A 23,248-nucleotide genomic window follows, 5' to 3' on the forward strand; every position below is an offset into this window, starting at 1 on the left:
TAATCAGCATAATACGCGCCACTCCAAAGCGGAGTGCCCAAAAATACGTGGCTACGTAGCTCAGCTGGTTAGAGCACATCACTCATAATGATGGGGTCGCAGGTTCGAGTCCCGCCGTAGCCACCATCTTGTTGAAAGACAAGACGCTTTTTGTACGACAAAAAAGCATGCGGAAGTGGTGGAATTGGTAGACACGCTGGATTTAGGTTCCAGTGCTTCACGGCGTGAGAGTTCAAGTCTCTCCTTCCGCACCATTTTTGTTGGGGTATAGCCAAGCGGTAAGGCAGCGGGTTTTGATCCCGCCATTCGTTGGTTCAAATCCAGCTACCCCAGCCATTTTTTTCGTAACAAGTGCATTTGCACTTGTTGCCCCTTGGGGTATAGCCAAGCGGTAAGGCAGCGGGTTTTGATCCCGCCATTCGTTGGTTCAAATCCAGCTACCCCAGCCATATACCGGCCCGAGATTGTTCTCGGGCTTTTTTTTGCCTTCTTTTCAGACTTTACATACTCAAGCAATCCATTCAAACTGTTGAAACTAAATCAAAACTTTGCTGGAAGACTGCGTGATTAACGACATTGTAAATTTCATCAACGACTTACTTTGGAATCGAGGCTTGAGTGTCTTTTGGGAAAGTGAAGCGTCCCCAGATAGCTTTCACCTGCCTGTATTAGCGGTGATGTTGGTGTTTGCCGGTTTTTGGTTCACCTTTCGCTTAGGCTTTTTACAGTTTCGTCATTTTGGCCATATGTTTGGCATCATGAAAAACAGTTTTGGCAGTGATGCCTCAGGGATCAGTTCATTTGGTGCATTGTGTACCAGTTTGTCTGCCCGTGTGGGAACGGGTAACTTAGCCGGTGTTGCTGTGGCGATATCGTTAGGCGGCTCAGGTGCGATTTTCTGGATGTGGATGATTGCGCTGCTTGGCATGGCCACCGGTTTTGCTGAAAGCGTATTAGGACAACTTTATAAAGTACGTGACGTTAATGGTGAGTATCGTGGTGGCCCAGCTTATTATATTCAACAAGGGTTGAATAAGCGCTGGCTGGCCATTTTATTTTCGTTGTGCTTATTTTTAGGTTACGGCTTCATCTTCAGTGCCGTGCAAGCCAATACCATTACCGATGCGTTAAATCATGCGTATAACATCCCTACTTTCAATTCGGGATTGGTCATTATTGTACTGGCTGGCTTGATCGTAGTTGGCGGTTTGCGCGCTATCGCTCGTTTCGCCGAATGGATAGTGCCCTTTATGGCGGTGACCTATGTGGCAGTGGCATTGGTTATTACTATCATCAATTTCGATGTGGTGCCGGCGTTGTTGTATGACATTATTACCTCAGCCTTTGGACTCCAAGAAGCGGGCGCCGGTGCTTTAGGTGCAGCAATCAAAAATGGTATTCAGCGCGGTTTATATTCTAACGAAGCCGGTTCAGGCAGCGTGCCCCATGCCGCGGCAAGTGCCACACCTAACCCAAATCACCCAGTATCTCAAGGTTATGTGCAGATGCTTGGAGTGTTCATTGATACCATGATTTTATGTACCTGTACCGCTGTGGTCATTTTACTCGCTGGCGGCTCTTCAAGCGACCAAATGGAAGGAATTCGCCTTACCCAAACGGCAATGAGCAGTCACTTAGGCGATTTTGGCGGTGATTTTGTTGCCGCGGCCATCAGTTTATTTGCCTTTACATCAGTGGTTGCTAATTACGCCTACGGTGAAAGTAACCTGCACATGTTCAAACTCGACAATAAAATTGGTCGGGGTTGTTACACTGTCGGCTACTTACTCATGATACTTTGGGGATCGATGGCATCGCTGCCCAAAGTATGGGCATTAGCCGATATGGCGCTGGGATTGATGACGGTGATCAACATAATTGCCATTGTTTGGATGACCCCCACTATCGTGTCCATCAGTCAGGACTATTTTAACAAGCGCAAACAAGGTGAATTACCTGAATATCAGACCGGTGATTGTGAGATCCAAGGTGAAAGTGAAAAGGGAATTTGGGATAAATAAGTCCACTGCATAGGACAGATAAAGTATGCCATAGGGTTAGCGTTAGTTGATACCCATGGCATACTTAATTACCTGACGTTTGATAGGACCGGCTTTATCCGCCATAGCCAGCCCCATATTACGTAGTAACTTCAAGGGACCAATATCGTTGCTAAACACCGTATAAATCCCATCCATAGCGCTCATCATCAACAAATTTTGGTTGCGCCTTTTTCGCTCATAACTCGCTAAGCAGCTATGCAGTTGTGCAGGCTCGCCATTCCATGATTGCACCGCATCGAGCAGCGCGGCCACATCCTTAAAGCCAAGATTAACCCCCTGCCCGGCCAAAGGATTAATGGTATGTGCGGCATCGCCAATCAACACCGCATTACCTTTCACATATTGATTTGCGTGCATCCGCGTTAGCGGAAAACTCACGCTCTTGAGAATATCAAAATCACCTAGATGAGCAGGGAAATTGGCCTTTATTGCTGCCTTGAGTTTGCTGTTATTCAGTTTTTTCAGAGCTGATATCGTATCTGCTGAGTCATACCACACTAAGGATGCATAACCATCAAATAACGGTAAAAACGCTAATGGACCTGAAGAGCGAAATGCTTGCCAGGTAATATCTTGCTGCACCCTATCCTGCATCTGAATGTTAATGCCCAAAGCGTGTTGCTGATACTGCCAACCTTGCGTGCCTATGTGCAATTGTTGGCGCGTTCTCGACAAACCGCCATCGGCACCCACAAGCAACTTGCACTGGACGATTTCGCCGCCTTCCAATGTCAATGACACCGAATCATGCATATCAATACGGGATACCTGCTTTTGTTCGAACAAAGTCACCTTATCTAGTAATGCGACTTGTTCCAGCAGGGCTAATTGCACCAATCGGTTCTCGACGATATGACCTAAATAGGGCGCATTCACTTCATCAGCCGAAAAATGCGTAGCGGCATTTTCGTTTTCCCAAACCGACATGCGCTTGAAGGGGCACAGCCGTTTGCTCTCAATAAATTGCCAAGCATTTAACTGTTGCAGCAACGATTGGGTAAATAAATTCAATGCCGAAACGCGCATATCCGGAGGTTGCTCCGACGAGTAAGCTGGTGGCAGGTGAGTTTCCAACAATGCGACACTGCGGCCTTGCTGGGCTAAACCCACGGCAGTCGCCGCGCCGATCATGCCGCCCCCCACTACACACACATCAAACATGAAAATATCCACAAGCTATTGAATCTGGTGCATTAAATCATACTTAAAAACGCAGCTTAACATCAGTCTTTTTTAACTTTATTCAATGCATCTTCAGATGTGTGAGGTTTTCGTACAAGAATGCTGGTGTGTAAAGGCAAAAACCGTTAAAATCAGCGGTTCGATTGAGTTTTTGTAGTTCATTCAACTACGAATGGTACATGATTTGTTAACAGGGTTTAAAAACGTCATATGAGCAAGAAGTTATATATAAAAACCTGGGGCTGCCAGATGAATGAGTATGATTCAGAAAAGATGGCTGATCTGCTGGATTCCACCCATGGTTACGAATTGGCTGAAGAGGCCGAAGATGCTGACGTGATCCTGCTTAACACCTGTTCTATTCGTGAAAAAGCGCAAGAAAAAGTATTCCACCAACTCGGTCGTTGGAAAAACCTCAAGAAAGACAAACCTGAACTTATCATCGGGGTTGGCGGTTGTGTGGCCTCACAAGAAGGTGAAACCATTCGCCAGCGCGCGCCTTTTGTCGACGTGATTTTTGGTCCTCAAACCCTGCATCGCTTGCCGGAAATGATCAACCAAATCCAAGGTGGTAAAAAGTCGGTGGTTGATGTGAGTTTCCCCGAAATCGAGAAGTTCGACCGTTTACCTGAGCCAAGAGCCGATGGCCCATCTGCCTTTGTGTCAATCATGGAAGGGTGCTCAAAGTACTGTAGTTTCTGTGTTGTTCCTTACACCCGAGGTGAAGAAGTTAGTCGACCGGTCGATGATGTTCTTTTAGAGGTCGCGCAACTTGCCGAGCAAGGTGTACGTGAAGTCAATCTTTTAGGCCAGAATGTAAATGCATTCAGAGGTCCACAGTATGATGGTAGTATTTGTAATTTCGCCGAATTGCTGGAAATGATAGCTTCTATCGATGGTATTGACCGCATTCGCTATACCACCTCTCATCCGGTGGAATTTACCGACGATCTAATTGATGCCTATGCATCCATTCCAGAGCTCGTTGATCACCTGCATTTGCCAGTACAAAGTGGCTCGGACCGTATTTTGAATTTAATGAAACGGGGACACACAGCAATTGAGTACAAATCGAAAATCCGTCGCTTGAAAAAAGTGCGTCCTAACTTGTGCATGTCCTCTGATTTTATCATCGGCTTCCCTGGCGAGTCTGATGAGGACTTTGAAGCCACCATGGATTTAATCCAGGCTGTTGATTTTGATATGAGTTTTAGTTTCATCTACAGCGCGCGCCCAGGAACTCCTGCTGCAGATTTGCCAGATGACGTAACCGAGCAAACTAAAAAGCAACGCTTACAATTGCTACAAAACCGGATCAATCAACAAGCATTGCGTGTGGCTCGTAATATGCTTAATACCGAACAACGGATTTTAGTAGAAGGACCATCTAAGAAAAATCCAATGGAGTTATCCGGTCGTACTGAAAACAATCGAGTGGTCAATTTCGAAGGCACGCCCGATATGATCGGTGAATTTGTTGATGTCCTTATCACGGATGTATTTGCGAATTCCTTGCGCGGTAAAGCTGTTCGCAGAGAAGCCGATATGGGATTAAGAGTGAGCGTTACGCCACAATCTATTTTGACCAAACATGCTCCGCAGACAAACGAATTAGGGGTAACCACATTCAACCCCGCTGCGGTTAATTAATAAAGGTAAATATCTATTTTGAGTACCCTAGTAAGTAATGAAGTTTCTTTAGAGCCCTCTGACATTAAACGGCTTTCCAGCCTATGTGGGCCACTTGATGACAATATTAAGCAGATCGAACGCCGTTTAGGGGTTGAGATCACCTATCGCAACAACGATTTTAAAGTGTTAGGGGATCCGTCACAGTCCAGCGGCGCAGCTGAATTACTCAAACTTTTATATATTGAAACCCAGCCCGTTAAAGGCAAAGTTCCCATATTGGCGCCGGAACAGGTACATTTAGCCATTCAAGAAGCGAAATGCTTAGAACGTGCTGAAGCGGGTCACTATGGCAAAGAAGTTCACATTAAAACCAAGCGCGGTGTGATAAAGCCGCGCAATCCAAATCAAAGCCAATATGTGTCTAATATTGTTAACCACGATATTAGTTTTGGTGTGGGCCCTGCGGGAACGGGCAAAACATACTTAGCAGTAGCGTGCGCGGTGGATGCGCTTGAGCGTCAAGAAATTCGCCGTATATTGTTAACCCGCCCCGCGGTAGAAGCGGGTGAAAAGCTGGGATTTTTGCCGGGCGATCTATCGCAAAAGGTGGACCCTTATTTAAGACCGTTATATGACGCCCTGTTTGAAATGCTCGGTTTTGAAAAAGTCGAAAAATTAATTGAACGCAACGTGATTGAAGTCGCACCGCTTGCTTACATGCGCGGACGTACCTTAAATGACGCCTTTATAATTCTTGATGAGAGCCAAAATACCACAGTAGAACAAATGAAGATGTTCCTGACCCGTATAGGCTTTAACTCTCGCGCCGTAATCACGGGTGACATCACTCAAATTGATTTGCCCCGTGGCGTACGTTCAGGCTTACGTCATACCATTGAAGTGCTAAAAGATGTGCAGGATATTTCCTTCAACTTTTTTAATGCAAACGATGTGGTACGTCATCCGGTGGTTGCCCGTATTGTAAGAGCTTATGAAGAATTTGAAGCTGAACAGGAAAAAGTCAAAGCAGAAAAAGCGCTTGAAGCTAAAAATAATCAGTTGCGGGAAAATCCCCACAAGTGAGTGCCCTGTTAGATCTACAACTCGCTGTCGAAGACCTAGACTTGCCAACTGAAGGTGACTTTCAGACATGGTTAGATATTGCCCTTGAAGAAACCCAATCAGGCTCTCAAGAAGTCACCATACGTGTCGTCAATGAATCCGAGAGTCAGGCTTTAAATCACCAATACAGAGGTAAAGATAAGCCGACTAATGTGCTTTCCTTTCCCTTTGAAGCTCCCCCTGGAGTGACCATTGATTTACTGGGCGATTTAGTCATCTGTGCCGATGTAGTAAGAACTGAAGCACATCAACAAAACAAAAAACCACATCATCATTGGGCGCACATGGTTATTCATGGCACCTTACATTTATTGGGCTATGACCACGAAAACGATCAAGATGCTGACGCCATGGAGCAGCTTGAAGTTCGCCTTTTGTCAAAATTAGGCATTGACGACCCCTATCAAGATCATTAAAACTACTACTGACGGAACCAAAAAGACAAATTATGAGCGACGACAATCCCTACTCTACAAGCGGTTCTTCGAGTAAGAGCTGGCTAGATAAACTAGTCCAGACCTTTAACGGAGAACCGAAAAACAAAGAAGCCTTAGTCAGTATTATCACCGATGCTGAACAAAGAGAAATCATTGACCCACAAACGCGGGAAATGATTGAAGGCGTAATGGGTGTCAATGAAATGAAAGTGCGGGATATTATGATCCCCCGCGCCCAAATGATCACCATCAATATTGATCAGTCGGTAGAAGAGTTTCTGCCGGTTATGCTAGATTCAGCTCACTCCCGTTTCCCGGTAATCAATGAAGACAAAGATCATATCGAAGGCATTTTGTTAGCCAAAGATTTGTTGTCCTATGCCTTTATCCCAGGCAAAGAATTTCATTTAAAAGACGTGTTGCGTCCGGCCGTGATCGTGCCAGAGAGTAAACGTGTGGATGTGCTGCTCAAAGAATTTCGTCAACAACGCTATCACATGGCCATAGTGGTTGATGAATATGGCGGTGTGTCAGGGTTGGTCACTATTGAAGACATCTTAGAGATCATTGTCGGCGAAATAGAAGATGAGCACGACAAAGATGATAACGAGTCAGATGATATCAGACCGTTAAACACCTATACCTATTCGGTCAAAGCACTCACTCCTATCGAGGATTTTAATCAATTTTTCGAAACCCAATACGATGTTGAGCAAGCTGACACCATAGGCGGAATAGTGCTTAAAGCCTTTGGACACATGCCAATGACGGATGATGAAATCGAAATAGATGGATTGGCGTTTAAAATTACTAACTCTGACAAACGTCGATTGGTACAGCTCAAAGTGACACTTCCTAATAAGGACGATTAGGCTCTGAAAACCTCAGTACATTATTTTATTAGCCTGATATGCGGTGCATTGTTGACCTTCAGTTATGCACCGTTTTCTCTTTGGCTGATCCTGCCGCTGGCAGTCAGCGCTTTTTTTGTACTTTTAACTCACTCCTCCTCTCCGTTTAAAATTGGCTTTGCCTTCGGCCTGGGTTGGTTTGGCGCGGGCATTTCATGGGTCCACGTGAGTATCGCCGATTTTGGCGGCATTCCGTTAGCAGGCTCATTGACGCTGATGTTTTTGCTGTGCAGTTATTTAGCGTTATTTCCAGCCACATTTTGCTGGTTGCTGAAACGCTATATGCCTGTGCGAAATTGGTTATTGGCTGCGCCTTTGCTGTGGTTTTTGATCGAGTGGATACGAAGCTGGCTGTTTACTGGCTTTCCTTGGCTGTCTTTAGGTTATAGCCAGATCGACAGTCCATTGGCTGGCTGGATGCCATTAATTGGCGAAACAGGTGTCAGTGCGCTGTTAATTGCGCTGTCTATGTCCATGGCGCTTGGCGTTATGCGCAAAAATTTAACTGCGCCACTGATTATCGCGATCACTACCTTTGTAGGGGGTTGGGTACTCAGCATGCAGCAGTGGGTCAGCGTATCTAAGCAACCCATTTCGATTGCAATGGTGCAAGGAAATATCAAGCAGGAATTACGCTGGGCGCCAGAACAACAACTGCCAACCATGCAAAAGTACCAACGTATGACGGATCAACACTGGCATAATCATTTGATTATATGGCCGGAAGCCGCCGTCCCCCAATTAGAGTCAACTGCAGAATCCTTTTTGCAAAACCTTGACCAAAAAGCAGCACAAGCTGACACCGGTTTAATTACCGGCATCGTTAATTATAATTTCAACAGTCGTCAGGCATTCAATAATTTAATTGTACTGGGCAAGCGTCACATCGAAGACGTTGAAGGTCATTATAGTTACTTACATGCAAATCGATATGACAAACACCATTTGTTGCCGTTTGGCGAATTTGTTCCTTTCGAAGATTGGTTGCGTAAGCTCGGTCCGATATTCGATTTACCTATGTCTTCGTTTACCCGAGGTAACTATCTGCAAGCCAATTTGATCGCCAATGGGGTGTCGCTAGCGCCAGCAATATGTTTCGAAATAGCGTTTCCTCGGCAAATTGCCGCCAACTTAACAAAAGACACTGATTTCATTATTACTGTGAGTAATGACGCATGGTTTGGCGGCTCACATGGTCCTGATCAACACCTTGAGATCGCCAGAGCTAGAGCTAAAGAATTTGCCGTGCCGGTACTTAGAGCCACAAACAATGGGATCACCGCATTTATCGATCATCAAGGCAATATCATAAGTCGATTACCGCAATTCGAAGCGGGCGTGCTCAGCGCTGATATCTCCCCCACGAAAGGCAATACGCCTTATAGATTGATTGGCGATGGACCTTTATGGTTGCTGACCTTCGCATATGTGCTGTTTAATCTTTATCGCAGATTTAAGCCAAAAACCCAAACTTAGGGTTAAGTATTGCAAAACATCTGAAACCTTTTAATCTGGTGTTCATTTTATTTACCGGCGAATTATTATGAAAACGCTATTACTCGGCATATTGATATTGCTAATGCAGTCACCTGTCTTTGCGAAAACCACATACCTCACTGCAGCACATTTAATTGATGTCAAAAACGGTAAAACAATCAAATCCCCGTTAGTGGTGATTGAAAATGACAAAATCATTAAGGTTGTCAGTCAAGGTGAAATCACGATACCAAATAACGCTGAACATATTGATCTAGCCGGTCAAACCCTGCTTCCTGGATTAATGGACATGCATGTTCATCTTACTAGCGATGCTAATCTTCATGGCTACAAACGCTTAGCCGTTTCCCTGCCACGCAGCGCCTTATATGGGGTCAATAGTGCCAAAGCCACCTTAATGGCGGGCGTTACTACGGTACGAAATGTCGGTGCTCCAGGATTTGCTGATGTGGCTTTGCGTGATGCCATAAATGACGGAGATATAGTTGGACCTAGAATGTATGTATCAGGTCCCTCACTAGGAATAACGGGCGGACATTGTGACAACAACTTGCTTCCGGTCGAATATCAAGCAAAAGGCCAAGGAGTTGCAGACGGACCTTGGCAAGTTCGGGCGAAAGTGCGAGAAAACATCAAGTATGGCGCTGATGTTATTAAGTTTTGTGCCACTGGCGGAGTGCTGTCAAAAGGGACAAAAGTGGGTGCCCAGCAATATTCGCAAGAAGAGATGGATGCGTTAGTTGCTGAGGCGAAGTTACGCGGATTGGTTACCGCAGCGCATGCTCACGGCAATGATGGTATCAAAGCAGCGATCAAAGCTGGCGTTAGCTCAATTGAACACGCTAGTTTTCTGGACGATGAAGCGATCGCGCTGGCTAAAAAGCACGGTACCTATTTTTCGATGGATATCTACACCACCGAATATATTTTAGGCGAAGGTGAGAAAGCCGGAATTTTACAAGAAAGTTTAGATAAAGAACGGACGGTTGGCGCGCGTCAACGAGAAAGCTTTACGCAAGCAGTGAAAGCCGGCGTAAAAATGGTATTTGGCTCGGATGCAGGTGTTTACCCCCATGGTGATAATCCCAAGCAACTTTCTCGCATGGTGCGTTTTGGTATGACCGCAATGCAAGCGCTTCAGGCGGCCACGATCAACGCGGCGACCCTACTCAACAAACAACACATGATCGGCAGTATCGAAGTTGGTAAGCAGGCCGATATTATTGCCGTTAAAGGTGATCCTCTGGCCGACATTTCAACCTTAGAATCGGTCACAATGGTAATGAAAAACGGTGTTGTGTATAAAAATGAATAGTCATTTTATGGCCAATTGAGACACCCACTATAAAAATAGCAAAACTAACGTCTAGTTTTACTAAGACACCCACGTTAAAAATGGCGAAACGGCCATTTTGTTCTAAGTTTAGGGTAACCAAACAACCAAGGATGGTCTGTTATGCCTCAACCACGGAAAAACCAAATCAGTTTAATTGATACCTCTTACTACCATTGTGTTTCACGCTGTGTTCGTCGCTCTTTTTTGTGTGGTGAAGATTCTTTCACTGGACAAAGCTTTGAACATCGCCGGGCGTGGGTAGAGAAACGTTTGTTGTTTTTAGCGTCAGTGTTCGCCATTGATATTTGTGCGTATGCGGTGATGAGTAATCATACCCATGTGGTGCTGTGTGTGGATAAAGACTCCGCGGATAGCTGGTCGATGACTGAGGTGATTAGGCGTTGGCACCAGTTGTATCAAGGTACTTTGCTGAGTCAACAATATCATAAAGGCGAGCCGCTCAGTGATGCTGAGCTTGTGAGTCTGGAGCAAACGGTCACTATTTACCGTCAACGCTTATACGACATCAGTTGGCTGATGCGCAATCTGAACGAGCACATCGCCCGTGAGGCGAACAAAGAAGATGAATGTACGGGGCGGTTTTGGGAAGGACGCTTTAAATCTCAAGCCTTGTTAGATGAAAGTGCGCTAGTAGCCTGTATGGCCTATGTCGACTTAAACCCTATTCGAGCCAACATGGACAGCACTCCTGAAACCTCAAAACACACCAGTATTCAAAGGCGTATCCATGCGCTTATCAAGGGTGAACAGCCCCGCACATTAATGCGGTTTATAGGCAATCACAAAAAAGACATGCCCAAAGGTATCGCGTATAGCCTAATTGATTACTGTGAGCTGATTGAGAGCACGGGCAAGTGTATTCGTCAGGATAAAGCAGGTCATATCAAGCCGCAACACAGCTCCATTCTAAACAGTCTTGGTCTTAATGCAGAGCAGTGGTTAACCCTAACGACCGAGTTTGAACAACACTTTTACACCGCTGTAGGCAATGAACAGATGCTTCAACAATTCAAACAGCACACCAAACATCAACGCATACGAGGGATGGCAAAGGCCAGAGCCTTATTGCAACACGCCTAGAAACAATCCACTCCAAAATACCCCCCATCGGCTCAATGCAGCTAAGTTCGGCTGCCTGCCATTTGAGAAATATCAAATTTTTAGTATTCATCCCAAGTAAAAAAAAACAACCAAACCAAGCGCGTTTTAAGAGTAAGAAGCGTTATAAATTTTATAAAGCTAAGCAGCATCCGATGACAATTCGAAGATGGGTGTCTTTATTTTTCCTACTTGTATGTTTTTAAAGATGGGTGTCTTCATTAGTTTTCTAAATATGACTGTCTGCTTTATTTTGGCAAACCGACATTGCTAAATATGACTGTCTGCTTTATTTTGTTGATCCTTATTTGCAAAATTGAAATTGCCTTTATCCGGAAAAATTAATGCGAAGGCACCAGTGGATTGTATTTAAAAACAAGGAGATTAGATGTCAGAACAACTTAGCGACGAGCAGTCACAACAATTAATGGATGCGATTATAATTTCCTGTGAGGAGATGGCTCTCACCCCCGAACAAATACTGGATGGCCTCGGTCGCGCTATGCTAAGCGCAGCCGCGACTTTTGAGAAATCTAACGTCACCGTCAGTATCGAAAACTTTGGTCAATGCACAGTGTCTCTATCCTCCGCTGTTGGGGAAAACTAAACTTGTGACAAACAAAACAGATTTAAAAGTATGTGTTGTTACCGGCGGTAGTTTGGGTATAGGTGCGGCTATCTGCGAATCCTTTTCACAGCATGAATACCAGGTGATTAACCTTGATATTCAAAACGTTAGCAAGGGCTCAAAAAATATTGAGTATGTAAATTGCGATATCACTGATAGCGCCGCAGTGACGAATGCCATCTCAAACATAACTGAAAAGTACGGCCGTCTCGATGTTTTAGTTTCCAATGCAGGGGTGCATTTTTCCGGCACCATTGAGCAAACCAGCGATGAAGACTTTAAACGTGTATTCGATATTAATGTTAATGCCGCTATTACGGTGACCAAAGCGGTATTGCCACAAATGAAAGCCCAAGGTGCTGGCGTTATCTTATATATCGCCTCTGATCAGGCGCTGATTGCCAAGCCCAATTCATTTGCTTACAACCTAACTAAAGCGGCACTGGCGTCAATGGCAAAAACCACCGCCATCGATTACGCCTCTTTTAACATTAGGGCGAATGCGATTTGCCCTGGCACCATAGAAACGCCTTTATACCATCACGCGATTGACAACTATGTTGCCCGTAGCGGCGCAGATAAACAGCAAGTACATGCCGAAGAAGCGGCGTTGCAACCCTTGGGACGTTTGGGACAACCTGAAGAAGTGGCTGCTCTAGCGTATTTCTTAGCAAGCGAACAAGCCGGGTTTATTACGGGTTCATTACAGGTTATTGACGGTGGCTACACCACTCAATAGCCCCAAATAAATGACGATGTTAGATAACGAAAATAAAGAGGAAAAACCATGTTTAGCCACATTATGTTAGGTGCCAACGATATTCAGCAATCGAAGAAGTTCTATGACGCGACTCTTGGCGCTTTAGGCTATGAACCAGGTGTTATTGATGAAAAAGGCCGCTGTTTTTATTTCACTGCCAGTGGGGTTTTTGCGTTGAGTAAGCCTATTGATGGTCAGCCCGCATGTCACGGCAACGGCACCACTATCGGTTTTGCCGCTAAAACCCCTGACTTGGCTGATGCTTGGCATGCTGCGGGGTTAGCCAATGGCGGCACAGATTGTGAAGATCCTCCAGGTTTACGAGAAGGCGCAGGCAGAAAACTGTATCTTGCCTATCTACGTGATCCTAGTGGCAACAAAGTCTGTGCTTTGCATAGCGTAAAATAATAAAAATTAACAATCGGAGTCTCAACAATTGCAGGCTCCGTTTCGCCCTCAATATCTAACCAAACACGCCCCGACATGCCAACTTAGCGAAGATACGCATCAAGTCCGCAAAAAACTAATACTCCGATAAAACCTATGAACTGACTCATGAAATGTCATTGTCGATTTACTCGTTTAGCCATTTAATATCATCGATACTGTCTTTTGAGTGCCTAATACGAATTTGTTCAAAATCAAGCCATTGATTTAAAGCTTGAGGCGACACGGTTTGATTGCATATTGTAGAGTCGAGCACTTCCTCTATCCCAACCCAACAATTTTTCCCTGAATATTTTGCAGCGTAAAGACAAGCATCAGCCATCGCGACTAAGGTTAACCAGTCCGTTTCTTGTGAGGAATTGGGGCACGGCGGATAGCAAACAAACCCGATTGAGCACGTTTGATCGATAGCGGAATTATCCGCTAACAAAAACGGCATTTGGCGGACGGCTTCGAGCATTCGTTGAGCCAGTATTACGGCGTCCTTGCGATCAATAAATCGCACTATTCCTAAGAATTCTTCACCGCCCCAGCGCACCAAATAATCAGATTCTCTAAATACATTTGCCATCCTCTGAGTGAGCTGTTTAAGCACTAAATCACCCGATGCGTGACCATACTTGTCATTGATATCCTTGAAGTTATCCATATCAATCATGAACACAATAATGTCGGATTGTAGTGGTTGCTCGATTTTACCGGCGTGAAAGTCTGTGTAGGTACGGTAGCTCTTTTGCAGATCAGTATTTATGTATTGCTCCAAGAAACGTCTATTCTTAATGCCGGTAAGCTTATCTGTTAAGCTGATGGCCTCCATTTCCCGGTATGCCTGCTGCAGTTGCTTATTTTTTGCTTCTAGTTCAAGAGTGCGAAGCTGCACTTGTTCAGATAAATTAGCATTTAGCCTGCGTTGAACGTAACGACCATAAAGTAAAAAGATCAACACAAATGCGGCGATAATGCCGGAAATGATAATATTCCGCCAAAGTTCTTGTTGCTGCAAGCTTGCTTGTTGTAATGCTTTTTCTTTTTCTAGCAAGTCTATTTGCTGTTCACGACGGACAAATTCAACCTGTGCTTGGACATTGGCAATGGCATCAAGACGACGAGAGTTCATTAATTTGTCATCGAGTTGTTTCTGACGTTGCAAGGCAGCAAATGCTTCGGCCAGGGCATCATTTTTTAAATGAACTTTGACCCGTAACTTTTCAAGTCGTGCCTGATCAAATTGCTCATTAAGAACTTGCGCAAGCTCTATGCCTTTGTCTATGTGCTCCAACGCAAGTGACGTTTGATCCATTCGAAAAGCAATTTGCCCTGCCAAATGATAGGCATCCACTAACAAGCTTTTGTAGTTATTTGCAATTGCTCTAGAAATGACACCCTCAATGAGTTGTTTCGCTTCCTCCAGTTTACCTTCGGTCATTAACAACTCAGCCATTGATGCATTCGCCCAATCAATATCTCTAGGTGCCTCAATTTGAACGAACATATCACGCGCTTTTTGAATATTCTGGCGAGCGACAGCAACGTTACCCATTTGTAAGTTAACAAAACCAATCTTGTGGTAACTATATGCAATATTTTTTGCATCACCGGCGGTGAGATCCATTTTTAGTGCATCGGTAAAATAAGTTAAAGCCAGTTCGTAGTCGCCCATCACTCTACGTATATCACCTAAATTATACAATGCACTGGCAACACCAGACTGGTCATCCAATTGTCGGTTTAACTGTAATGCTTTGTGGTGTGCTTGAGAGGCTTCTTCGTACTGCCCCATCTTTTCTAAGATAACCCCCAAACCATTGTGGATACCACTAATAGCGTTTAAATCTTGTACTTGTTGATATATCTGTAACGCCAGATACATATACTCTAGTGCCAGCGGATAATTGGCTTGATATCGATGAACCATGCCCAATTGTCGATAGGATTTGGCCAATCCAATGCGATCGTCGATAGTTTGAAAGTCTTCAATAGCGTGATTTAGCCGTTCTGCAGCGCTTTCGTATTGATTACGCGCCATATTGTTGCTTGCTTGTTCATACAAAGCGCTAGCGATCATGCCTGTATTTTTGCTTTGCTGAGCCTGTTGCATAAACAGCTTGGCAAGCTGATCAGCGTTTGCCATATCCCCCTGTTTTCGAGCCTGACTCACTTGGGATTGAAGTTCACTAAGCCTGTTATCACTGAGCTGCGCATGGGCAGATTGAACGATTAAACACCCACCAAACAACCAACTTAGAAAAAATAAAAATGTACTTCCGCCAGACAATAAAAAGCTCACTATTCAATTTGATTTTGCGTTCAATAGTATACTCATTTCTTTGCGCGCTTTGGAATGGAATTCATATTACTCAATATTTTCCCAGTCGAACAATCAGTGTGTCCATGTGGGTTACCCCTCATCACGCTGCGGTGCTCAACAAATCGGCCAAAAATTAGAACTTAACCTTTCAAAAGGCTATTATTTGCAACTGTAAAATATTGGAATAAAAAGCCGTACTACTGTATAAACAGCGCGATGAAAATCCCTAAACAATTACAACCTCTAGTCGAAGACGGCCTCATTGATGAAGTGCTTTACCAATTGATGAGCGGTAAAGAAGCCACTGTGTACGTGGTAAAAAGTCAAGGCAACATTTGTTGTGCAAAAGTGTACAAAGATGCTCTGAAACGCAGCTTCAAAAAAGCCGCTCAGTACCAAGAAGGGCGAAAAGTAAAAAACAGCCGACGAGCCAGAGCAATGGAAAAAGGCTCGAACTACGGACGCAAACAGCTAGAAGATGCATGGCAAAATGCTGAAGTCGATGCCTTGTTTACCCTATCCAAGGCAGGAGTTCGCGTTCCCCAACCTTATGGTTGTTATGACGGCGTGTTATTAATGGAGTTAATCACCGATGAGCAAGGTAATGTCGCTCCGCGGTTAAACGACGTGTCGATGTCTAGCGAACAAGCAATAGAAGATCATACTCAAGTCATGTACTACGTAATGTTGATGCTTTGTGCTGGTTTAATTCATGGCGATTTGTCGGAATTTAATGTTTTAGTTGACGATTATGGCCCTGTGATCATCGATCTACCCCAGGCGGTGAATGCAGCAGCCAATAACAATGCATTTAGTATGTTACAGCGTGATGTGCGCAATATGACAGATTACTACGCCCAATACGCACCCGAACTGGCACATACTGCTTATGCTGAAGAAATGTGGACCTTATTCGAAGCGGGCGAATTAACGCCTGAAACCGAGTTAACTGGATATTTTGCAGCGCCAGAGGGGGATCCAGATGTCGATTCAGTATTAGCAGAAATCCAAGCCGCTTTTGCTGAAGAGCAAGAGCGATTAGAACGCATTAAGGATGCCGACGAGCCGGAGTAATTCTCTGGCCTTGTTGGCCGCAAAAATTAACCTCTTATAAACGATTTTTTAAGCAACCTATCCCAATCACATTTTTGGCATTGCGTAACGATGGGCTAATTCTGAGTCGTTCTTTTGCTATTTTTCACAACGAAATTATTTTTTAGTCTGCATCAACTGATTTTCCCCCTCAGTTATTTCGCTCTATCAACTGATTCCCCCCCCCAGTTATTTCGCTCTGTCAACTGATTTCCCCCCCCCAGTTATTTCGCTCTATCAACTGATTTCCCCCCCCAGTTATTTCGCTCTATCAACGGTATTACAAGCGCATTTCGCAATAAATATCGGTCAAAATAACGCCGATTTATATTCAACATTGTTAACCTTAACATTGTTTTTACATTCATTATGGGGTAGGTTTCGTTTGTCCTATTGGAATGGATCACACAAATTGCAATATAAATACAATTAAAAAAGATGTTTGCAAAAAAGGATGTTCCGCACAACTAAGCCTTAAACAACAAGTAGTTAGGACAAAATCCTATGAATAAAAATAAATTAAAACCGTTAGTTTCAGCAACATTACTCGCACTAGGCCTCTCCACCGCACACGCAGCCGATCGCTTTATCGTTCAAGTAGATAATCCAGGTAAAGGTATCGTTAAGAATTTAGCACGCCAAGCTGGCGGAACAGTTAAAGTAGAAGGTAACGGCTTTATCGCTTTTGAAATCTCAGGTAAAAGCTTGAGTGATATCAAAGGGATCATGAATAACCCCCACGTAAAATTAGTCGAAGAAGATCAAATTCGTCGTCCAATGGCGCTGTTCAATGATGATCTTGGCGACCCTATGACGCAGCAAATCACCCCTTATGCTGTATATCAATCCCAAGCGAATCAAATTGCATTTAACCCAAATGCAAACATTAAAGTCTGTGTTATTGATTCTGGTTTAGATGCATCCAACCCTGATTTTATTTGGAGTAAAATAAAAGGAGACAATGATCCTGGTACGGGTAATTGGAACGAAGCCGGCGGAGAGCACGGTACTCACGTAGCGGGAACTATAGGTGCAGCAAATAACTCCTATGGTGTAGTCGGTATGGCACCTGGCGTTGATATGCACATAATCAAGGTATTTAACGCAGCCGGCTGGGGCTACTCATCTGACCTAGCTCATGCCGCGGAATTATGTAGTGCAGCAGGCGCTAACATTATCAACATGAGCTTAGGTGGCGGTGGTGCCAATAGCACTGAAGAGAATGCGTTTGAAGCATTTAAAGCGGCCGGCGGTTTAGTTGTCGCTGCCGCAGGTAACGACGGTAATTCAGTACGTTCTTACCCAGCTGGCTACTCGGCAGTCATGATGATCGGTGCCAATGACGCAAACAATAACATTGCAAGTTTCTCTCAGTATCCTTCCTGTACTACCGGTAAAGGTAGAAGAGTTGTTACTGATGAAACGATTTGCGTAGAAGCAACCGCTGGAGGTGTTGACACCTTATCTACCTTCCCTGCTGGATTAGCCACCACGGCAAGCCTTAGCGCCGATGGTAGTGCTTTTTCCTCATCTGCAATGGAAAATACTGGCTTTGTCAGTGGCATGACCTACTTCATGGGCACAGCTGAAGCACAAGACGCTGGCGCCAATGGTAAAGTGTGTGTGATCGACCGCGGCGTAGTTTCGTTTTTCGATAAAGTGAATAACTGTGAGCAGTCAGGCGGAATCGGCGCCATTATCATCAACAATGAGCCTGGAATGCTTTATGGCACTTTGGGTGAAACCAACACCACGTCAATTCCAGCAGTAGGCGCAGCGCAAGAAGACCGCGCAGCACTAGTGGCGGCTTCTACCGCTGATATCAATATCGGCGCCAGTGATTATGGTTTCCTAAGTGGAACTTCCATGGCAACACCTGCCGTTGCCGGTGTGGCTGCGTTGGTTTGGTCAAATCACACAAGCTGTTCAGGTGAAGATATTAGAAATGCTCTTAAACAAACAGCAATGGATGGCGGTGCCAACGGTAAAGATGTGTACTTTGGTTACGGTATAGTGCAAGCAGCCGCGGCAAGCGATTACTTGACGTCTAATCCTTGTGGGGATGTAGAGCCACCTCCACCACCTCCTTCTGGCGACTTTACGTTACAAGCTAACGGATTTAAGCGCAAAGGTTTACAAAACGTGAATCTAACTTGGGAAGGTGCAACCACGTCTCAGGTAGATATTTACCGTGATGGTCAGTTAATTATGACCACTAATAATGACGGTGCTTACACTGATGAGTTAAACCGCAAAGGCGCTGGCTCATACTCTTATCAAGTATGCGAGTTGGCTTCTAGCACATGTTCTGCTACTGCTCAGGTAACTTTTTAAGCCAGATAGATATGCTTAACGTTAAAAATAGCGCCGGTCAGCTTAGTTGACTGGCGCTTTTTTTTAATTATCGTCTAAGCCCAAAATAGTTTTGATTGATTTCATCTACCCTTGATGCAAATATGTTATTGCGTTAGTACTCGAGAAAGAAAAATCGCAAAGTGGCGTAGGTAAACTGGCTAAATCCATATTTACAGATAGACTATTAGTATGAATAGTCAGTTAATTGTCCATAATCCGTGTTGCGACACGACCACGCTTTTCAAAAATAAGCTGTATTAACCATTGTCTTTTAATACAGTTGCCCCAAGAGTTACTATGTAGACGATCTAAATTATGTATAAGTGTTACACAATCTAAAAAGGATCAAATATGAAAATAAATGCTTCTGGTCACAATATCGAAATCAACAGCACCATCCGAGAAGATCTAGAGGAAAAGTTTGAAAAAATTAGCAACCGGTATTCGTCACTTATCAGTCTCGATGTCACCATTACTAAAGAGCACGGCGAATACGAAGTAGAGCTTAGAACTAATTATGAAGGCGCGGCCATCGCGGCGTCTGGAAAAGACAAAGTCATGTATCCTGCAATCAATAAAGCCGCTAAAAAGCTGGAAGCGGGCCTCGCCCATCGCAAAGGAATTTTAAAAGACAACCTGCATGAAAAACCCGTGGTCACAGCGCCTGAAATAGCCTACGAAAAAATTCAGGAAATGAAACTTCCTTGATCTTGTTAACTACAAGGAACCTTGCCATCGCTATGGTTTATAGCAAGTTTAGTTAACTAAACAACGATTAAAAAGTGTAAGAGGAGTCTTGTACTCCTCTTTTTTATTTAGCTGTAAGTGCTCAAAAAGCTTAGACTACTGACTATTAAGAGAAGCTCGCCAACTCTGCAAATCCTGTTCGGAATATTGATATTGAGCAAATAAACCTGCCACTTCTTGAGAGTCTTTAATTGCAAGAAAGCCTGTGTTCAGTAAATCTATAATGGCTTTAGATTCAGGAGAGTTTAGACTGACAGCGTGCGCCGATTTAACACCATAGGGAACGCCTATTTGTTTCAAACAATTGGAACTCCCCAACTTGCTTTGGTGGACACAATAATAATTTACCGCTGCGATAGCAAAAAAAACGTAATCGATTCTTTTTTCTTGCAACATTGAATATAGCTGCGCACGATCTTTGATGGCATAAACATGTTTAAACCCGACTTCTCTGGCCAAGCACTCCTGGACTGAATCAGCCGATACTCCGACTGATGCATTTTCAAAATCTATCTGTGATAACTCACTTATTGGATTGTTATTATCGGTGAATATTGCGGAACCGGTCAGCAATAAGGGTAACGTAAATAATCCCCATGTTTCGCGCTCTGTGGTTTTAAATGCTGGGAACACCAGATCGACTTTTGCAGTTCTAAGACGGTTCATTCCACCTTGCCAGGAAATTTGTTGTGGTACCAAGACTATCTGTTGAGATTTAGCTGCCAACTCCATCAGTTTCCAAGATACACCGTAGGCAGCTGACACCGCTACGTATTTGTCATGCTCGTCATAAACCGCAACAGAAACCTCTTTAGCTGCTAAGGACGTTAGCATCTGAATATTAAGCATCGCGATGATGATCAGTTTGAGCCAAGCGCGTAATCGTTTCATCTTCATCCAGTGATTATTTTAATACTGCGAATGAGTGATTTCATTTCAGTAAATTTAATCTTACAAGGTTGAAAGTACTTGTTCTTGTTACAGCATAATTGAAAAGGTAACACCATCCAAGCAGATACGCTTAATTCAGAAACTCAGACATACTGAGCCACAAGACTAAGATGATATTTTACGCACAATATCAACCATTTCATTAGTACGGTCATTGATCATGGCGATGGCTTCACCCGCTTGTTTGATTAACTCCATGCTGTTTTCCGAGCAACTTTGAATATCGGAAATAGACGTCACTGCAGAGTTAGTTAAACGGTTATTCTCTTGTACCATCTTTTCAATTTCACTAGTCGACGCGGACGTACGCGAGGCCAATTGCCTAACCTCATCCGCTACTACTGCAAATCCACGACCTTGTTCGCCAGCTCGGGCTGCTTCAATCGCTGCATTTAGGGCAAGTAAGTTGGTTTGATCCGCAATTTCATGAATGGTGTGTACAATTTTAGAAATCTTCTGGGACTGTTCATTCAGCTGCCCCACGTTCTCAGAAGATGATTGTAGTTCACGATTGACCTTAATCATCGAGTCAATCGCTTCGTTGATGCGCTTATCTCCTTCACTGGCTATGTCGTCGGTTTCCACGGAAGCTTTGAGCGCAAGGTCGGCAGTTTCCAACCTTTTCTCTATGGTTGCCGTTATATCAGAGGCAATTTTCATTATTTTAACCAGTTGCCCCTGACTGTTATAAACAGGGTTATAGGACGCTTCTAACCACACATCCTCCCCAGTTTTTTTTATGCGTTGGTAAAGTCCCTGTTGAAACTCGCCACGATTTAACGCCTGCCAAAAAGCGCGATGTTCTCCACCACTTGTCGGCTCTGCGGGGCAAAAAATACGATGATGCTTGCCTTGAATTTCTTCTAGTCTATAGCCCATTGTATCTAGGAAGTTTTGGTTGGCGATTAACACAGTTCCGTCCAAATTGAACTCAATGGTCGCCATGGATCGATCAAGCGAATCAACCCGTCCCTGATATTCATGCTTGAGCTCTACACTTTGGGTTATATTGGAGGCAATTTTAATAATCTTATATACCTTTTGGTGCTCATCAAACACGGGACAGTAGCTTGCTGCCAACCACACATGATTACCATTTTTATCAATACGTAAACATTCTGAACTAAACGGCTTACCGTTTGCCAAGTCTGACCAAAACACACCATATTGTTTAGACTGAACATAGTCCTCTGGACAAAAAATTCGATGTGGCTTACCTATTATTTCATCAATCGCATAATTCATGGTATTTAAGAATTTTTCATTGGCGTCTAAAATGATGCCCTCAGGACTGAATTCAATAATAGCCATCGACTTTTTAAATGCCGCTACTATGGATTCATTATCGATATCAACTGGATCTCTGACCGGTTTTGCATCACGTTTTTCAGCTCGTTTCCACCACATATTTTAGGATCCCAAATTTGGTACAGAATAAGGAAGTAGTATTTTTTTACACCAATAAAAGAATTTATTCAAATTCAAACGTTTATCTGCGACTTAATTAACATTCAATAAAATCAGACTGCACAAGTCGTCATAATGTAATCGGCAAAATAACAAGAAACTGTTACGGTTTAGGTGGAGCAATTATCTTAACAAAGACAAAATTGAAAAAAGAGAGTCAAAGTGACCACCACCATCCCCTAATAACGACGACATTATCGAAATATTGGGATAACTGCTCGAGAAATTGAATTAATGGATTGTTGATACAAAGTAAGTTAACAGCCCGTATTAATTTCCCCAATACTAGGCTCATTTCCACGACTGGAGGCACTATACGCATAGTAAACATAACAATTATCAGATGTATTGGTGCCTTTTGGCCAAAATACCACCGCACTACTTGATCCCGCCACAGTCACATCAGCGCCGATATTAAAATCGCTATCAACACACCAATCTGTAGGTGCATCACAAAGTCCGCCTGAGGTCTTCAAGGTAAAGGTTCCCTCAAGCAAATATTGCCACGCTGTTTCCCAACTATGTTCTAACTGTCCGTAGTCAAACCTGACGACGCTACCATCGGGAAACGTCACATCTTGATTTAATTTATCCTCTACACGTTTAAGTTGCGCATAACTGACAGCCATTGAGTTAGCAGACTTTACCGCACCTAATAAACCTGAAAGCGTTGCAGCTCTAGCATCTGAGCTAAAATTAACAAACTTAGGTAACGCCACAGCACTCAAAATGCCCAAAATGACAATCACAATGATTAGTTCTATTAAGGTAAACCCGTTAGCTTGTTTGCGGTAATGCATACACTTTCACTCTCAATTTGCTCGAAAAACACACCTCATCAACAAGATGATGTGCCAGATGATATTAATCCTACAGAATCAGTTTATTACCCGATAGCAACAATTGCCAGTTTTCACATGTCGTTTTACGCCATAAAGCACGCTCTTTATGCAATGCTTTATAAGACGGTGTGATAGAAACAGCGAAAAAGCCTATCTCAGTATTCTCAACCTGCTTTTTAGTCAAAGTAACATTTAATTTACATTTGCTTTAGGACTTCCTTATCGGAAATTATGGTGCAGTTCATTTAATGTACTATATTGATATCCTAAACATTCAACATGGTCCTTATAAATTGGAATTGATGCGACCTTATCAAATTGAAATTATAACGATTGATGGATATAAATTAAT

The 23,248-nt window shown here is 43.7% G+C and carries 19 protein-coding genes and 4 tRNA genes; 18 read left to right on the forward strand and 5 right to left on the reverse strand.

Annotated elements, in window-relative coordinates; genetic code table 11:
- The first annotated feature begins 49 nt into the window (after positions 1-49).
- The 5 genes from ABD036_RS02625 to ABD036_RS02645 all read left to right on the forward strand — a co-directional run bounded on the left by ABD036_RS02625 (position 50) and on the right by ABD036_RS02645 (position 2,021).
- Positions 50-126 (forward strand) — tRNA-Met (locus ABD036_RS02625).
- A gap of 43 nt (positions 127-169) precedes the next feature.
- A tRNA-Leu gene (locus tag ABD036_RS02630) sits at positions 170-254 on the forward strand.
- A 7-nt stretch (positions 255-261) separates the two neighbouring features.
- Positions 262-336: transfer RNA gene (locus tag ABD036_RS02635), tRNA-Gln, on the forward strand.
- 38 nt (positions 337-374) lie between these two features.
- Positions 375-449 (forward strand) — tRNA-Gln (locus ABD036_RS02640).
- A 114-nt stretch (positions 450-563) separates the two neighbouring features.
- Complete coding sequence (locus ABD036_RS02645) at positions 564-2,021, forward strand: alanine/glycine:cation symporter family protein (RefSeq protein ID WP_343856219.1); 1,458 nt, start codon at positions 564-566, stop codon at positions 2,019-2,021.
- A 42-nt stretch (positions 2,022-2,063) separates the two neighbouring features.
- Here the strand turns inward: ABD036_RS02645 and ABD036_RS02650 are convergent, their stop codons facing one another.
- The gene (locus ABD036_RS02650; protein WP_343856221.1) at positions 2,064-3,224 is read right to left on the reverse strand and encodes an FAD-dependent oxidoreductase; all 1,161 of its coding nucleotides are present in this window, start codon (positions 3,222-3,224) and stop codon (positions 2,064-2,066) included.
- Positions 3,225-3,455: 231 nt separating this feature from the next.
- Between ABD036_RS02650 and miaB the strand changes: the two genes are divergently transcribed.
- From miaB to ABD036_RS02700, 10 genes are all read left to right on the forward strand, one after another.
- Positions 3,456-4,895, forward strand: a complete 1,440-nt coding sequence (gene miaB, locus ABD036_RS02655; protein ID WP_343856223.1) for a tRNA (N6-isopentenyl adenosine(37)-C2)-methylthiotransferase MiaB — start codon at positions 3,456-3,458, stop codon at positions 4,893-4,895.
- 18 nt (positions 4,896-4,913) lie between these two features.
- Entirely contained in the window at positions 4,914-5,960 is a 1,047-nt protein-coding gene (locus ABD036_RS02660; protein ID WP_343856224.1) for a PhoH family protein, read from the forward strand.
- Positions 5,957-6,415, forward strand: coding sequence for an rRNA maturation RNase YbeY (gene ybeY / locus ABD036_RS02665; RefSeq protein ID WP_343856227.1), 459 nt, complete (start codon positions 5,957-5,959; stop codon positions 6,413-6,415). The genes ABD036_RS02660 and ybeY overlap by 4 nt, the downstream gene beginning before the upstream one ends.
- A 32-nt stretch (positions 6,416-6,447) precedes the next feature.
- Positions 6,448-7,308 carry a CNNM family magnesium/cobalt transport protein CorC gene (gene corC, locus ABD036_RS02670; protein ID WP_343856230.1) on the forward strand — a complete coding sequence of 287 codons (861 nt, stop codon included), beginning with the start codon at positions 6,448-6,450 and terminating at the stop codon, positions 7,306-7,308.
- A 51-nt stretch (positions 7,309-7,359) separates the two neighbouring features.
- Positions 7,360-8,823: an apolipoprotein N-acyltransferase gene (lnt, locus tag ABD036_RS02675; RefSeq protein ID WP_343856233.1), complete on the forward strand. Its 1,464-nt coding sequence runs from the start codon at positions 7,360-7,362 to the stop codon at positions 8,821-8,823.
- 67 nt (positions 8,824-8,890) lie between these two features.
- Entirely contained in the window at positions 8,891-10,159 is a 1,269-nt protein-coding gene (locus ABD036_RS02680) for a Xaa-Pro dipeptidase (RefSeq protein ID WP_343856236.1), read from the forward strand.
- A 141-nt stretch (positions 10,160-10,300) separates the two neighbouring features.
- Entirely contained in the window at positions 10,301-11,281 is a 981-nt protein-coding gene (locus ABD036_RS02685) for a transposase (RefSeq protein ID WP_343856238.1), read from the forward strand.
- 406 nt (positions 11,282-11,687) lie between these two features.
- Complete coding sequence (locus tag ABD036_RS02690) at positions 11,688-11,906, forward strand: hypothetical protein (protein ID WP_343856240.1); 219 nt, start codon at positions 11,688-11,690, stop codon at positions 11,904-11,906.
- Between the two features lie 4 nt (positions 11,907-11,910).
- Entirely contained in the window at positions 11,911-12,666 is a 756-nt protein-coding gene (locus ABD036_RS02695) for an SDR family NAD(P)-dependent oxidoreductase (RefSeq protein ID WP_343856243.1), read from the forward strand.
- A 48-nt stretch (positions 12,667-12,714) separates the two neighbouring features.
- A complete protein-coding gene (locus ABD036_RS02700; protein WP_343856244.1) occupies positions 12,715-13,095 on the forward strand; it encodes a VOC family protein in 381 nt (126 codons plus the stop codon).
- Positions 13,096-13,261: 166 nt separating this feature from the next.
- Here ABD036_RS02700 and ABD036_RS02705 read toward each other — a convergent pair whose 3' ends face one another.
- Positions 13,262-15,421, reverse strand: a complete 2,160-nt coding sequence (locus ABD036_RS02705; protein ID WP_343856246.1) for a tetratricopeptide repeat-containing diguanylate cyclase — start codon at positions 15,419-15,421, stop codon at positions 13,262-13,264.
- Between the two features lie 237 nt (positions 15,422-15,658).
- On the opposite strand from ABD036_RS02705, the gene ABD036_RS02710 reads away from it, so the two are divergent.
- The 3 genes from ABD036_RS02710 (at position 15,659) to hpf (ending at position 19,597) form a co-directional block, all read left to right on the forward strand.
- Positions 15,659-16,516: a PA4780 family RIO1-like protein kinase gene (locus ABD036_RS02710; protein ID WP_343856248.1), complete on the forward strand. Its 858-nt coding sequence runs from the start codon at positions 15,659-15,661 to the stop codon at positions 16,514-16,516.
- Between the two features lie 522 nt (positions 16,517-17,038).
- A complete protein-coding gene (locus ABD036_RS02715) occupies positions 17,039-18,868 on the forward strand; it encodes a S8 family serine peptidase (protein WP_343856249.1) in 1,830 nt (609 codons plus the stop codon).
- Positions 18,869-19,240: 372 nt separating this feature from the next.
- On the forward strand, positions 19,241-19,597 hold the full coding sequence (gene hpf, locus ABD036_RS02720; protein ID WP_343856250.1) for a ribosome hibernation-promoting factor, HPF/YfiA family: 357 nt from the start codon (positions 19,241-19,243) through the stop codon (positions 19,595-19,597).
- Positions 19,598-19,732: 135 nt separating this feature from the next.
- Here hpf and ABD036_RS02725 read toward each other — a convergent pair whose 3' ends face one another.
- From ABD036_RS02725 to ABD036_RS02735, 3 genes are all read right to left on the reverse strand, one after another.
- Positions 19,733-20,527 (reverse strand): substrate-binding periplasmic protein, encoded by a 795-nt coding sequence (locus ABD036_RS02725; protein ID WP_343856252.1) that lies wholly within the window; start codon positions 20,525-20,527, stop codon positions 19,733-19,735.
- Between the two features lie 165 nt (positions 20,528-20,692).
- Positions 20,693-21,994 carry a methyl-accepting chemotaxis protein gene (locus tag ABD036_RS02730; protein ID WP_343856255.1) on the reverse strand — a complete coding sequence of 434 codons (1,302 nt, stop codon included), beginning with the start codon at positions 21,992-21,994 and terminating at the stop codon, positions 20,693-20,695.
- Positions 21,995-22,311: 317 nt separating this feature from the next.
- The gene (locus ABD036_RS02735; RefSeq protein WP_343856257.1) at positions 22,312-22,854 is read right to left on the reverse strand and encodes a prepilin-type N-terminal cleavage/methylation domain-containing protein; all 543 of its coding nucleotides are present in this window, start codon (positions 22,852-22,854) and stop codon (positions 22,312-22,314) included.
- Positions 22,855-23,248: the final 394 nt, after the last annotated feature.

This window comes from Aliiglaciecola litoralis, from assembly GCF_039523355.1.
In the GTDB taxonomy this organism is placed as follows: domain Bacteria; phylum Pseudomonadota; class Gammaproteobacteria; order Enterobacterales; family Alteromonadaceae; genus Aliiglaciecola; species Aliiglaciecola litoralis.

Coding starts and splice junctions, on each gene's coding strand:
- ABD036_RS02685 (WP_343856238.1), top strand. CDS start 10,301: ATGCCTCAACCACGGAAAAACCAAATCAGTTTAATTGATACCTCTTAC.
- ABD036_RS02650 (WP_343856221.1), bottom strand. CDS start 3,224: ATGTTTGATGTGTGTGTAGTGGGGGGCGGCATGATCGGCGCGGCGACT.
- ABD036_RS02715 (WP_343856249.1), top strand. CDS start 17,039: ATGAATAAAAATAAATTAAAACCGTTAGTTTCAGCAACATTACTCGCA.
- ABD036_RS02735 (WP_343856257.1), bottom strand. CDS start 22,854: ATGCATTACCGCAAACAAGCTAACGGGTTTACCTTAATAGAACTAATC.
- hpf (WP_343856250.1), top strand. CDS start 19,241: ATGAAAATAAATGCTTCTGGTCACAATATCGAAATCAACAGCACCATC.
- ABD036_RS02710 (WP_343856248.1), top strand. CDS start 15,659: ATGAAAATCCCTAAACAATTACAACCTCTAGTCGAAGACGGCCTCATT.
- ABD036_RS02690 (WP_343856240.1), top strand. CDS start 11,688: ATGTCAGAACAACTTAGCGACGAGCAGTCACAACAATTAATGGATGCG.
- ABD036_RS02680 (WP_343856236.1), top strand. CDS start 8,891: ATGAAAACGCTATTACTCGGCATATTGATATTGCTAATGCAGTCACCT.
- miaB (WP_343856223.1), top strand. CDS start 3,456: ATGAGCAAGAAGTTATATATAAAAACCTGGGGCTGCCAGATGAATGAG.
- ABD036_RS02700 (WP_343856244.1), top strand. CDS start 12,715: ATGTTTAGCCACATTATGTTAGGTGCCAACGATATTCAGCAATCGAAG.
- corC (WP_343856230.1), top strand. CDS start 6,448: ATGAGCGACGACAATCCCTACTCTACAAGCGGTTCTTCGAGTAAGAGC.
- ABD036_RS02725 (WP_343856252.1), bottom strand. CDS start 20,527: ATGAAACGATTACGCGCTTGGCTCAAACTGATCATCATCGCGATGCTT.
- ABD036_RS02730 (WP_343856255.1), bottom strand. CDS start 21,994: ATGTGGTGGAAACGAGCTGAAAAACGTGATGCAAAACCGGTCAGAGAT.